Annotated in this window: 11 protein-coding genes; 2 read left to right on the plus strand and 9 right to left on the minus strand. The window is 45.2% G+C overall.

What is annotated here, in order from left to right; genetic code table 11:
* Positions 1-34 precede the first annotated feature (34 nt).
* Positions 35-259: a hypothetical protein gene (locus tag BLQ88_RS25820; RefSeq protein ID WP_090155875.1), complete on the plus strand. Its 225-nt coding sequence runs from the start codon at positions 35-37 to the stop codon at positions 257-259.
* Between the two features lie 817 nt (positions 260-1,076).
* Here BLQ88_RS25820 and BLQ88_RS37600 read toward each other — a convergent pair.
* The 8 genes from BLQ88_RS37600 to BLQ88_RS25880 all read right to left on the minus strand — a co-directional run bounded on the left by BLQ88_RS37600 (position 1,077) and on the right by BLQ88_RS25880 (position 9,375).
* Positions 1,077-1,289, minus strand: a complete 213-nt coding sequence (locus BLQ88_RS37600; protein WP_090155877.1) for an HNH endonuclease — start codon at positions 1,287-1,289, stop codon at positions 1,077-1,079.
* A gap of 271 nt (positions 1,290-1,560) precedes the next feature.
* Positions 1,561-3,609, minus strand: coding sequence for a transglutaminase-like domain-containing protein (locus BLQ88_RS25830; protein ID WP_090155879.1), 2,049 nt, complete (start codon positions 3,607-3,609; stop codon positions 1,561-1,563).
* A gap of 580 nt (positions 3,610-4,189) precedes the next feature.
* Complete coding sequence (locus BLQ88_RS25840; protein ID WP_090155883.1) at positions 4,190-4,711, minus strand: stage II sporulation protein M; 522 nt, start codon at positions 4,709-4,711, stop codon at positions 4,190-4,192.
* Positions 4,712-4,773: 62 nt separating this feature from the next.
* Complete coding sequence (locus BLQ88_RS25845) at positions 4,774-5,037, minus strand: hypothetical protein (RefSeq protein ID WP_090155885.1); 264 nt, start codon at positions 5,035-5,037, stop codon at positions 4,774-4,776.
* A 35-nt stretch (positions 5,038-5,072) separates the two neighbouring features.
* The gene (locus BLQ88_RS25850) at positions 5,073-5,387 is read right to left on the minus strand and encodes a hypothetical protein (RefSeq protein WP_090155887.1); all 315 of its coding nucleotides are present in this window, start codon (positions 5,385-5,387) and stop codon (positions 5,073-5,075) included.
* Positions 5,384-7,177, minus strand: coding sequence for an O-antigen ligase family protein (locus BLQ88_RS25855; protein WP_090155889.1), 1,794 nt, complete (start codon positions 7,175-7,177; stop codon positions 5,384-5,386). The genes BLQ88_RS25850 and BLQ88_RS25855 overlap by 4 nt, the downstream gene beginning before the upstream one ends.
* A 1,341-nt stretch (positions 7,178-8,518) precedes the next feature.
* Positions 8,519-8,893 carry a hypothetical protein gene (locus BLQ88_RS25875; protein WP_090155895.1) on the minus strand — a complete coding sequence of 125 codons (375 nt, stop codon included), beginning with the start codon at positions 8,891-8,893 and terminating at the stop codon, positions 8,519-8,521.
* Between the two features lie 53 nt (positions 8,894-8,946).
* Entirely contained in the window at positions 8,947-9,375 is a 429-nt protein-coding gene (locus BLQ88_RS25880) for a helix-turn-helix domain-containing protein (protein ID WP_090155897.1), read from the minus strand.
* A 134-nt stretch (positions 9,376-9,509) separates the two neighbouring features.
* Here BLQ88_RS25880 and BLQ88_RS25885 point away from each other — a divergent pair, with 134 nt between their 5' ends.
* Positions 9,510-10,430, plus strand: coding sequence for a hypothetical protein (locus BLQ88_RS25885; protein WP_090155899.1), 921 nt, complete (start codon positions 9,510-9,512; stop codon positions 10,428-10,430).
* 837 nt (positions 10,431-11,267) lie between these two features.
* Here the strand turns inward: BLQ88_RS25885 and BLQ88_RS25895 are convergent.
* On the minus strand, positions 11,268-12,551 hold the full coding sequence (locus BLQ88_RS25895; RefSeq protein WP_176885111.1) for an amidohydrolase family protein: 1,284 nt from the start codon (positions 12,549-12,551) through the stop codon (positions 11,268-11,270).
* Positions 12,552-12,745 lie beyond the last annotated feature (194 nt).

Consider the following 12,745-nt stretch of genomic DNA (forward strand, 5'->3'; position numbering starts at 1 on the left):
GGCTCTTATACTTGGATTATTATATTACGTATACATGAGTACGTATGTGGATTACCAGCGAATCGAAGATTTCGTTTCAGCTTACAAAAATGCACCGGTCTATGCGGCATTGATTCGGGAAGGTGAGACTGAAACGTCATGCGGCATCGAGTATCTCATTCTCTCGCCTTCGAAACGCGGCAAATATGTATTTGGCGAGTCTTACGAATTCGACTTGCGACGAAGATTGGTCAAAGTGCCTTTGCGGAGGAAAAATTGATCCAAAAACGGTACAGAAAGGTCTAAATGCGCTCCAAAAGAGTCTTTGTGGGTATTTAGAGTCAGAAAGCGCTACAAAGAGTCAAAAAGTAGTCCAGAAAAATCATTTAGGTGAAAAATTGAGCTAGACACGGTCAGGAAAGATCCTGCACGGTGGTTTCCTCCACAGCCAGCTATCGCCGGTACGTCGCAAAAAGCGACTCCCCGGCGGGAGCTGGCCATGGGAAAACCCCTGGACCCCTGCTATTCGCATTTCTGCTCATAGCTAATTTCGAATGGCTGGCCAGTCCAAAGTGGCTGAAATGAATACGGACTCTACTAGTTGGATCATCCGGCAGCACCACCAGGGCGGGTAAATTACTGGCTTGTGCATAGACGCTTTTCCGCTCGCCGACACCGGCCTGCTGGACGGCATACCCTTCACGACACACTGGACGCTTGCCAAGGAATTCAGGAAGACATACCCAGTACGAAGTTGATCCCTCCCAAAATTATCTCGGACAAGGACGGGCTATACGCCAGCGGTCACACATTTCCTTACTGAACTTGGTGGTGCACCTCTGATCGGAAATATGCGAGCCTGGAAATGGCTGTCCAGATCGTCAAGAGTTTTGTTATCGACATCGACAGGCCAAGCCAGTCGCCATGTATTCTTTTTTGAAGGGCAAAAAGACCATATCGACGAGGAAGGGAAAAGGCACAGAAACTCATCGAACAAAATTACCTCGACAAAATCACCATTGATCAGCTGGCTGAAAAGTTCACCGTCAGCAAACGAAATTGCCAATGCCGTTTTTTGAAGTTTACCAACAACGCCGTCAATTCTTCAGGATATTCTCCTTCTTGCGTTCTCGTTTGATGTTAAGGAGGGCGGTAATTGGCTCCGTCGCGTGTGCAAATACCGCATCAATCCCTCCTCCATAAAGCGAGTTGCAGCTTTTGCAAAGTAGCGCTGATGACTTTAGCCGACCGCCAACATCGTTTGGGATGACGTATTCGACCGAGGAGTTACTCTCATTAATAACTTCCATGCAACTGTAACATTGAGTAATGTGCCTTTTTGCGTATTTTGGAAAGGCAATTTAATCTATTTAGATAACAACTATGCAGGCATTGAACCAGGTAGAGGCTATTGGGGCTGCATAAAAGAAGGTTCAGCGGGCGTTCTGCCAGATAGAGAAAGCGCCCTGCAAGAGGTGTTGGCTTGCAGGGTGCTTGTATGTTAATCTTATGATTCCGCTGGGAGTCGACTGTATATTTAATGGCATTGGATGGCACTGCTTCTTCGGATTATCTGTCACCTTAGAACCATTCTTGCTTATTGTCAGTATAGACAAATAAGCGCTCTTCCTTTCCTTCAGTAAGGTTTTTTAGCAGGAATAAGCTGTTGGCAGGTGCATTCGGAAATTCGATATGATTGTCCTCTGTTGCCACTTTTGTCCCGATTGCTCTCCATCCTTTGTCCCAATACATGAGCACGTACTTCATTCCTTTAATTACACCATTTCGATCGTTGCGGGGACTGTACCCAACGGCCTTGACCTTTTGCTTCATATTCAGGTCGAGGCCGATCCAAAGGCCATTGTATTCATAGTTCGGGGTCCTGTCGATATAGGTCTCAAACTTTCTGTCAAAAGCGGCGGCGAGATCCGCAGAATCGACGCCTTTGGCGCTTATTTTCTTTCCAGTGGCCGCCAAATCATTCCCATTCTCATTGTAGAACGCGATTTCGCTGAGCGATCCGGAAGAGTTATCCGGAAACAGGTACCGAAGATACCTAAACATCTGAGGCTTTTTAACATCAGCCTGGTGCATGCTCATAGAGATAGAGTCCGGCACCTGATAAATGGTTACGGCATCGGCAAAGCTGGCAAGATTAGCTCCCTGAAATGCTCCACCACCCATCCATTTCAGCCAATTCAATTTGTAGCCCTGCAATGGATATTTTCTTTCAAGGTGCAATGCACGTGTTTGAACTAGGTTTGGCTCCAACGAATGAACCGCACCACTTTTTGTTAGCTGGAAAGGGGCTGCTATCTCCTGCATCCTTCCGTCGGCGATCAGCACAGGCAAATAGACGATATTGCGCCCGATATTACTGAAGACTACCGAGGTCCCGTTCACCCGCCCGGCTGTAACAGGAATCCATTCGCGGTCATTGAAAACAGCTAGATACAGATAGGCTTGCTTTTTTACAACATCCTTTCCAAGGCTGATCCGAACAGATGAGATGGGTACGTATTGAGCCGTAACGTCCTGTTGAAACAAGCTTCTTAACAAATAAGGGACTTCTTCGATACCGATCCCTGCATTCAGCAACTCATTGTTTTGCTGTGAAAATGTTGATCGGAAAATTTTCGGCGCTCTGTTGCGGATTTCGTTACTGCCGGGATCAAGCTCACCACCGAGGAAGCCGACAAACGTACCTTCCTTAGACAGTGCTGCGCTAAAATCATGGCCCATGCTGCGGTCCGCCCATTGCGGGATAAATTCATGGGCAACCGGGATGCCCATCGAGCGCATGGCAAAGCAAGCAATGGCGGCCTGGTCCAAACACTTGCCCATCTTGACCTTCAATAGATTTCCCGCGCTGATGGCGCTGGGATATGCACTGAACAAGCCGTTAAACCGGAACCACCGTTTTATATCCCTGTTTACCAGCTCGCATGCCTTCAAAGGGTCATTGCTGCCTTTCATCGAATCTGCCAGCCAGGCATACTTTTTCCAGAATACCGGCCGCCAGGACTCCAAAGCCTCATCCTGGAACCGATAAGGCAGTACGTATTCACAAAATTGATCGAAGGTAAGGTGCTTGGACCAGGGAAGGTCCCAAGCCATAAATGCGTATTCGATGTTTTCTATTAAGAGTTTGGCCGTAACGAGTTGGCAGTCGCTGACCACATTCAAACTATATGCGTCAAGCGGCCCGGCCGTTTTGGCAATCGAATCCCACATCATGTCCGTTTCTGGGAAGACATAATTACCGGTGTATGGTTTGATGGATTCCTTTTGCCGGATAAGATCGAATATGGCATTGTATTTATCGAGCCGCTCATCTTTATAGCTGTAATGATTAGGCATGTTGGCTATCAGGAACCGTGCCGCCCGAAGCTTCAGGGAGTCTTCCTTTCGACGGCCAAAGTGGTCGAGGACTTTTTGAAGTTCTTCCATGTTTTCTCCCGATTGCTCCAATACGTCTTCGACCTTCGAATGCTGGCGGCCGCAGCCGAAAAACAGCATTACAAGGAATGCGCTTATAATAAAAATAGAGAGCGGCTGCTGCAGGCCGTGCCGGTTCGCCCATGGGAAAATCGAATAGCTCTCGCATTGGGCCGGTAAAGGAAGTTTCATGAAAGGTAAGACATCAAAAATTTAATGACTACGATCAGCATGCTTGGTCCCAGGACTATGCAAATGATCGAAAAAATACTGTGCTCAGAGTTGTCATAAATGAGCATACCGAACAGCAGATAAAACAAGAACCAGGATCCGTAGCTTAGATAGTTCATATCCATCAGATTGAGACCAAAAATGGTAGTATGATAGGCATAGTTGCTGTCAAGCGCAGTGATTTGGCTGGCATTGAGGCTGCTGAGTACAAAAAAGTGCAGGATTGAATTTAGGAGTATGGGGATTAGGCTAATGCAGATTATCTTTCCGATCTGATGTGCATCGAATTCGTAGTCGAAAAGGAAAAACATCAGGTTCGAAGAAAAAATGACGAAAATAAAGGTGATGAGCGGGAGGAAAAATGAGATAACATGATTGACGTTTACAAACAACCTAAACAGTTCGTTTTCAGCCAACAGATCCGGCCTTGATTGTGCCGATTCCATAGAGATCATTAGGAAAGCAACTGATGTCAACAGCAGCCAAACCAAATTAATATAGAAGCTTCTTTGCGTAAATACCATGTTGAAATACGGAATGATTATCTCATGAATGCTACTTCCAATCCACTGGAGAGCACAATTATCAGCATTACTACGCCGAGTGCGCGCGCGTAATAGCGCCCGTCAATTTCCTTGTTGACCTTAGCGAAATATCGCTGATAAAGTAGCGCGCCGAGCTCGATACCCAACTTACAAGACAGTACTGTGGCTACGATCTCTATGCTGTGAGGAAGCGTATGCTTTAGAATGTCGCCGAGAGGATAATACTTGTGTAATGAAGAGATAGTGTATCCGAGGATAACGCCATTGTACAGGGTATTGATGACAGATACTGCTCCAAAAGACAGCGCTCCGAATATATTGAACACAGCAACAAAAATGTTATTGACGAGGATATCCCAGAACAGGACGAGTTTATTTTGGCTGTAAATGCTATTGAAGGATGCCTGGAACTTTCCAGACATGTCCAAAGCAATGTCAAATTTTACCAGCACACCCAGTACAAGTCCCGCAACATAAGCACCCGTTGCCAGGTAGCCGCTATATTCTTTTGTTTTCATCTATAGACCATATTGTTTGACAGTAGCCGGTCTATGGCAAATCGCCATAGACCGGCGGCCTATTAGAGACCGGATATTACACCGGCTGCCGCGCCAGCAACAGGGCCTGCGACCATCCCTACGCCAAAGCCCCAAGCAGCGGCGTCAAGAACGCCAATTGCCCCAATGGCTGCACCAGCACCGGGAGACGCTCCCTCACTTGATGCAACATAACCAATCCCAACCCATATTTTGTTGGCCTTTGGTTTAGACAGCATGTTGGAAGAAACGCCGATCAGCGCGCAAACTGAAAAGAGAAGCGCTAAGGATTTCGCTTTTTTTTGCATAATTGAAATATATAAAAGTGGAACATAAAACAACTCTATTTGATGTTAAAAATGGTCGTCCGGTATACATACACGCAGATCCCCATTATGGCAGTGGCGCCGCACATGGCTCCGATGGCCAGGGCAACGAAAATGTTATCCTGAAAGTATTCCAGGTAAACTTTGGACGGGACCACTACACTTATAAGGCCGATCAGGTAACCCCACTTCCAGCTTTTCGATTTTTGAGGGGTAATCGACGTTCCGCAATGCGGGCAATTGAAGCCATGGCCGTCTGCAACTTTTATCACATGCTTAAATGCGAGCTCATTGCCACAGGCGGGGCAGCAAAAAATTTTCTGATTCTTCATAAACTGTTCTTTTGGTTGTCGTCAGAGTATACACGCCGCGCGTGCTCCCTGATCGTTTGGACTTGATCGGATGCTATTTTTACGGGAAGTGCCAGGATTCTGGCAGCTGCTTGCTTTGCCATGTCAGTTTGTCCCAGCTCCTGATGCGACTGAACTTGGAAATACAAGGGTTCGAACCTGGATGGTATGATATGGGCCGCGTTTTCAAGAAAGACAAGCGCTTGCCTGAATTGCTTTTGGGCATAATAATTCTTGGCCTTTAAAAGCGTCGATTCATAGGAATATGCAATTTGGTCATAGTCCTCCAGAATCTGCAAGCTCTTTGTGTAATCTCCGGATTGGTACAGCGATGACGCATATGCTAACAAGAAGTCACTGCTATGTCTCATTTCCGTATAACAGCGCTCATAGCGCTCATTTGCACCTTTGTACTGGCGCATAAAGGCGTAAGCGCGCCCAGCATTATAGTAGTGCAGGGTCTGAAAGAAATACCCCGAACCCAACCACAAAAGCACACAAACAGATACGGTCACGGTTAACAACGCTGCTTGTACGCTTGCCTTAAAGCTTGGCCATGTAGCCGACACTCCGCTATTAGAAAGTGCCGTCAATAGGAGCATCGTTACCATAATCCCTATGGATTTTGATGGGTACCCTGTCAGCGATAATACGAAAAAAGACGCGACCGCGGCATATATACATTCAATCGCGAATTTCGGGTGGTGCCCCTTCTGAACATTGTTCAGGGTGAAGAAGGAGAACAACAGCAATAGGGCTATTCCCGCAATACCCTGTTCTGCCAGCAGGTTCAGGATTTCGTTGAATGGTACAAGGATACTGTCAGCAACAGATAACTCGAATGCGTCAGGTTTGTTACTTTCAAAATACTGCTGCTGAGCCATTGCATATTCAGCGCTGAAATTACCCGTGCCGACGCCCAATAGAGGCTGTTCCTTGATCATCGAAAGCGTATTTTTCCAGACAAACAGTCTGCCGGCGGCAGATTCAGGGCGCAATAGGTATAAGTAAACTGCAATCCCCAAAACTACCGGTATGGATACCCCGGCTAGAATCCATTGGGCGTTCCTGATCTTACCGATGCGTTTGCCGGGTTCGAAATGTATAAACAGTATATAGCTGCAAGACAATACAGCAGCCAGTATAGCACCCCGCGACCCACTAAGCACAAGCAGTAGTACAGCGGCTAGGGTGTTTAGACCGGTTAATTGGTAAACCCTTCTCCTTGAACTGTCCTCACCGTAAGTCAGGAACAGATGTAAAGAGACTGGCAGGCATATAGCCGAATAACCGGCTAAGATCCCCGGATTATTAAATGACCCTGTAACCGCGAAGAAAGGATTGGAGCTGGGAATTGCCCCAAAGTATTGGGCCCCCGATATCAGCAACTCGATAACCAGCGGACTCGTAGCGATCGTAAGCAAGATGGCGTAATCGGCTATTTGCCGAAAGGTAATCCTGTAAACCACATAAGCACAGAACAGGCCTGTGGCAAGCAAAAAGCCTTCCAGATTTTTAAAAGGGTGATGGAATAGAAATGTATTTGCGACGATAAATAAATAGAACAGCAGTGCAAAGCTATCCGCGTTTGTTATCCCAAACGGTACTGTTTTGCTGCTATATTCAATAAATGCTACCCCACTCAACAACGCCAGGCATACCAGAAGTACAAATTCCCTCGGGAAAAACATGCCGATGTAGCTCAGTTCCACATGGGGAGAAATCAAACTGCCAGCGAGCAATATATATTTAGCCAGATCTATATTCCTCACCTCAAATTTCGATTGGTTTCATAAATGCGTTATAAAGAAATTGACGGCAGCAGACCATTCCTTTCCCGGTATAACCGCTATGTTGATGCACTGCAATGCTACTTATTTTCGTACAGCCTTGAAAGCGGCAAAACATTATTTTTTTGTTTTTCGACTAATCACGAGATTTTATCGACGAATCGCGCGTTAGCTATCGGCAAATGAAACGTATTTTTAGGGATGATTTTTTAGTTTTATTATTTGGGGGAATGATGAATTGCTGATCAGTAACTTGTAATGAATGCCATTATGCTCGCTCCCTTATCTCGTCATTATCGAGAAATTATTTCCTATATCCGGCACTGTTATTTACAAAATGAAGCCGTAAGTCCCAAAGATTGGAACAGCGAGATATTTTGAATTTCTGGTGGAATGTCGAGGTATTCAACCTGCCGGATTTTAATAAGGAATGCTTTCCATTGCCGCCTGGCAGTAGCTTTCCGCGGCAAAGTAAAAGGCCGCTGCGTAATCCGAAGGCCAACCGTTACCTGGCAGCATTTACAGCAAGAAATAAAATTTTGACTAGTGCTACAAAAGGTTGGAGCAACAGACCTATCGAAGTTTTCGCGATAGCCAGGGACGTTCCCAGGGATGCCGAATCTGATACCAGTTTCCTCAATAGCATTTCTTTTTTATAAAGTTAATAATATTAGAAGCAGGAAACGCTGTTAATATGGCTGGCACTTTTATCAGGACGAATAATTGTGTACATCCCGCGAGTCGTCTTACTGGTCGTTACTCGATGAGGTTAGTACATAATAGAAGTGCTAACCAGCAAGCCTTACGAGTTCCGAGTGAGGCCAGCCTCGCAGAGCCAGATCCAAATGAAGCGCGTGGCGGTAGCCGCGTGATACATTTGTACATCTGGCCTACCACGGAAAGACAGGTGGTAGCACCTAAATTTGGCACATCTGAAACAGCTAGATTTCATGCCCGACAAGCAGGTGTCGGCCTTAAAAGGGCACTAATGGTCCAGATTCGGCAAGAAAAGGGAAAAATAGTCCTAAATAAGTTTTTGAGCCCAATTGGGAGCAAAAATGCTCTTTTTGATGCTTTTCCGGCTGTTTTTTGATCGATTAAGATTCTTTTACCTCCAAAGCGACCTTTCCTTGACCTGAAACATCTATTCCCATAAGAGTTAATAAATTTTTTCTTACAAGCCCCTCTCACAATTACGGAGGGGTTGTAAGAAAAAATTTAAAGTCCGCAGAAATTGCTTTCAATAACAACAGCCTTACGGTGTATACAAGAAGAGGTATCTGGTTAATTGCGAATTGGAAACGTATAGCTACTTGCGACGTTTCACCCATCACATTTGGCGGGTATCCAACGAGGCATTTTCCCAAAAGCATTACGGACTTTCCGAGCGAATTGCGAATCAACAGAACCATTGGCTTTAATGTGGCGAACAATAGCTTTGCCAGTGGACGTAATTGTAAATGCAATCGTTATTAAGTCAAGGTTTTCAAACTCTTCTGCCGTGATATCAAGCTCTTTATTGATGTAGATGTAGAACTTGGAAATGCCGCCGGGAAAAGATGCATTAACTTCTGGCGATGGATACACCACCTCCTTGACTTGCGGATCATACTTGCCTTTACATAATACGTCTTGACAAATGCCGGTTCTAAGTGACAGTGAAAGGCATATGAAGATACAAATTAAAAGGCGAAGCATTTTAATTTCCTATTTTGCTTTGGACTCGTCAGTACATAAACGCAAAACTGAAATCATTTTGTAGTGTCGAGCAGTCGTTGGAGTAACTCTACTTTCTCCTGTTCAGATTTCAAAAGGCGCTCGTACAAGTTCTTATTTTCTTCAAGAGCAATAATCCACTTTTCTACGGGGTTAAAAATCGGATTATAAAAGACAGATGCTGATTGATCATGGTTGTTCACTGTTTGGGCAATAATATTGACCGCCGACTGCTCGTCGAAATTCTTAATTGCTTCTGCGGGAACCTTCAGTATCTGAGCAACCTGATCCAGGATTTCCTGTTCAACGACTTCCTTCTGCTCAAGTAGCGAAACCCTCTTTTGAGACCATTCCTCGCCAAGCTCGAACGCTAAGCCTTCCTGCTTGATTCCCAACATTTCCCGAAAGCGTTTGATGTTCCGGCCGTGGTGAATGTGTTTTGTCATTTCTTGCGAAGTGCTCATTTTTCAAAAGATAAGGTTTCTCTGGTTTTGATCAAAAGTCTAAAATAGCTGTTTTAGGGCTAGGAAACCAAGTTTTGGTATTTTTTAGAATCACATCAGTTCTGATTTTCACCATTTATTCCACTCAAATAGGGATGATGATGAGATATATTTCAGAAGATGTCAAGGATCTGAAACCGGTTTGGCTATCAAGTCAGGAGACCGAGCGCCCGGAGAAAATACTCCCGGAATTTTGGAGAAATTATACGATTGCTGACTGCAGGTTCTTTCTGTGGCAGATGCTCTCAGCATCGATATCGACCGAAGGCCAGCATGTAGATGCCAGCCCTGAAGAGCAAATCTACTTTTTTGAGAATCTAGTGGTGTACCTTGAAGCATCGTTTGTGTTGGATCAGCATCAGTCTTTGTCAAAAGCAAGAGCAGATGAAGGCGAGCATATTGAGCCATGTAAATCTTTCGAGGAGTCGCATTCATCAGAGAGGCTGCCAAATCGACGAATTCTAACCAAGAAGCTGAATAAGCGCCTTAAACGCCTTTCGATCTGGCATCGTGATGGATTCGATGACCCGTACGCGATTCTTGATTCCTTTTTTGACGCGTACGACCTAACAAGCTTTAAGGCAAGATTGTACGATATTTTGCAGGTGTGCTGTCAAGAAAAATACTACGACAAGGGCTGCCCAGCCGACGTACTATACCTTCTAGAAAAGGTTGAATCGATTATCAATTCTGCCTACCTGATTCTGAGCGGTGAAAAGGAAAAACGACTAACCAAGTCGAAACCATCCGCCGAAGGCACTTGCAAAGCCAGCGTCGGGCCAGACGGAGAAATTGAATTACCTGCCAGTACTATTCAATTCTTGACAGAATTTTTTGAGTACAAGAGCCTAAAGAAGTGGAAGCAGGAACTTAACCAGATTTGCCTTTACTCCCTAAGTAGCCAGTCTGCTCAGGAATGGGGAGTTTACATTGACATGCTTACCCTATACCAGCTACTTGGCAGGCTAGCGGAAACGGCTTTTGATCTTCGAAAAAATAAATCAGCGTTGACTTAACGACTGAAAGAAAGTATCTTGGGGCTTTGGTAGGGCAGAGATTTCGTTTCATCTTGGTGGATTGTTACAAACTCTGCCCTACCTATATTCTTTTAAAATTGCGCGGCGCCGCGCGTTTTTGCATCAAGGAGATTGAAGGGGTATTTTAGATCGTTCTAAGGGACAACTCATGCATGAATGAGAGATCAAGCCGATCTTCCAATAGAGATTAACAGGTTACTAGTCCGTTACATCAAGGAAGTGGGTATGCCTACCCTGAAGGCACTGTCAGCCCAAACCTAGCGGGCGAAGGCCATTAATTTTGTTCTGTAGATAAAAAGGAAATTTAAGCCGGGAGGCCGAAAAGGAGCGATATTTAAACCAGGCACTTCATCAAGAATTATTCCCTAAATTTCAAGAAATGAACAAGAACGGTTTTTCGACGAATACCAGAGTCTGATGATGACAGACTTGGGAAATACAAAAAATAGCCCTTCTTTTCACTGCAAGGTGCCCAGATCCGTTAAGGCGACGCGTATCGAGATAGCCGAAAAATGGTGTGAAAAAGTAATGGAGCAGCAAGGAGGATGCCTGATCAAGGTTTCCGCGCCCATAGCTAAACTTTACCGACCGACGTATAAAAACCTGCTTTTTCCCAAATTCGATAGGTAGACAATACGGCGCCATTGATCATCTCATTCCGTGGCGGATTGATCACCAGCTGCGATTCGCTAAGTCCTGGTTGACTTGCTGCCGGTACCCTTAGTGGTCAAAAGAGACATAGGGAGGTCAATTGAGATCGAAATGACTTGGTCAACCAAATTTGAAATCAGCACAGCCGCTCGGCGTTGATCAGTTTCAATGTGATTTCGACAGCAAAACGCCATCTTTGACCACCATTTTAGGTTGTGACAGTGTTGCGGCAAAGTCTTGTTCCAAATCACCCTCAAAGAATACAACATCTGCCTTCATACCTTTTCGGATTGCCCCGATTTGATTTTCTGCGCGCAAAACTTTGGCAGGATTCACAGTGGCATATTGCATTACCTCTGCGACTGGAATGCCTGCCTCATAATAGGATACAAGCACATCGACTGAACTTTTCCCGCGATCGAGGCCTTCAATATCTAGGTAATAATCGGAGCCAAAAACGATACTAACCCCTCTAGTGACGGCCCTTTTCAGCCGATCATGCATTCCCTGCAAATTACTTTCAAGATAATCGTCCGCTTCCTTTCCCTTCATACCAATCCCGTCAATCATGATCTTACCCTGTTTTCGTGATATATCTGTCGGGACCAGGTAAACGTGACGCTCGGCCATCAGTTGTATGGTGCTGTCAGACAGCGTATATCCGTGCTCAATTCCGTTAACACCTGCAAGTATTGCATTACGTGCCGCTTTGTCGGAATTGGTGTGGGCTGTAACCGTTAGGCCATGCGATTTTGAAGCTTCAACGATTGCCGTCAGCAGCTCTTTTTTCAATAGCCCGTGATCCGTATCGGCACAAACTTTGATCACATTTACGCCATGCTGTGCATGTGCATCGACCGCTTTCTTTGCATCTTGCGTATTACGTATTATGCTATACTCCTGGTCGATCAGGAAAGTATCTGCCGGCGCAAGTTTGGAAAATTGACCGCCTGGACCACTCAGGATGGGTCCCGACACAAACATAGTCAGGCTACCTTTTTTAGTGGAAAGTTCTTTTTGCAGTTTGATGTCAAGGTACTGGCCGGAGTTTCCAAGATCGCGACTGGTGGTAATACCTGCTTCCAGGCAACTCTGCGCAAGTTTTAGTCCTTGCGCGATGCGTTCTTGTGACGGTATTTTGGAAGCATTGTTGAAGCCTTCGCTTGTTTTTGTTTGCTTTTGATTAAATACCAAATGCGTATGCATATCAATCAAACCAGGAGTGGCAGTGCAGCCATTTAAATCAATCTCTTTGACACCCTTGGGCTTTTTAACGTTTGTCCCTACTTGCTGAATTATGCCGTCCGATATCAAGATCTGCTGGTTTGTTAAAAATGTTTTTTTCTGGGAGTCATAGAGCTTTCCAACCCGGAACAATAATGACTGGGCTTCTTGGGCATAGGTTGTTAAGGAAATTATAAAAGCAAAAACGGTGAGGATAATTCGCATAGGCTGGTTGAGAAGATGTTCCGCTACCATAAGGGCGCGACCGGCGCGATTTTACCCATTGATTCAAATCGAAAGTCAGAATTAATGAAACGAGTTTTCGTTAAAACTGTTACCAATTTTGCCAGGGAAATACCGGGATTTTCGCGCTCTTACACGGTCGATTGTTCCAACCAAAAAGGATCGATATGTATCCG

Source organism: Dyadobacter soli (genome assembly GCF_900101885.1).
Classification (GTDB): domain Bacteria; phylum Bacteroidota; class Bacteroidia; order Cytophagales; family Spirosomataceae; genus Dyadobacter; species Dyadobacter soli.

Bases quoted from the DNA above. Each gene is read 5' to 3' on its own strand.
- BLQ88_RS25820 (WP_090155875.1), top strand. From the start codon at position 35: ATGAGTACGTATGTGGATTACCAGCGAATCGAAGATTTCGTTTCAGCT.
- BLQ88_RS37600 (WP_090155877.1), bottom strand. From the start codon at position 1,289: ATGGAAGTTATTAATGAGAGTAACTCCTCGGTCGAATACGTCATCCCA.
- BLQ88_RS25830 (WP_090155879.1), bottom strand. From the start codon at position 3,609: ATGAAACTTCCTTTACCGGCCCAATGCGAGAGCTATTCGATTTTCCCA.
- BLQ88_RS25840 (WP_090155883.1), bottom strand. From the start codon at position 4,711: ATGAAAACAAAAGAATATAGCGGCTACCTGGCAACGGGTGCTTATGTT.
- BLQ88_RS25845 (WP_090155885.1), bottom strand. From the start codon at position 5,037: ATGCAAAAAAAAGCGAAATCCTTAGCGCTTCTCTTTTCAGTTTGCGCG.
- BLQ88_RS25850 (WP_090155887.1), bottom strand. From the start codon at position 5,387: ATGAAGAATCAGAAAATTTTTTGCTGCCCCGCCTGTGGCAATGAGCTC.
- BLQ88_RS25875 (WP_090155895.1), bottom strand. From the start codon at position 8,893: ATGCTTCGCCTTTTAATTTGTATCTTCATATGCCTTTCACTGTCACTT.
- BLQ88_RS25880 (WP_090155897.1), bottom strand. From the start codon at position 9,375: ATGAGCACTTCGCAAGAAATGACAAAACACATTCACCACGGCCGGAAC.
- BLQ88_RS25885 (WP_090155899.1), top strand. From the start codon at position 9,510: ATGATGATGAGATATATTTCAGAAGATGTCAAGGATCTGAAACCGGTT.
- BLQ88_RS25895 (WP_176885111.1), bottom strand. From the start codon at position 12,551: ATGCGAATTATCCTCACCGTTTTTGCTTTTATAATTTCCTTAACAACC.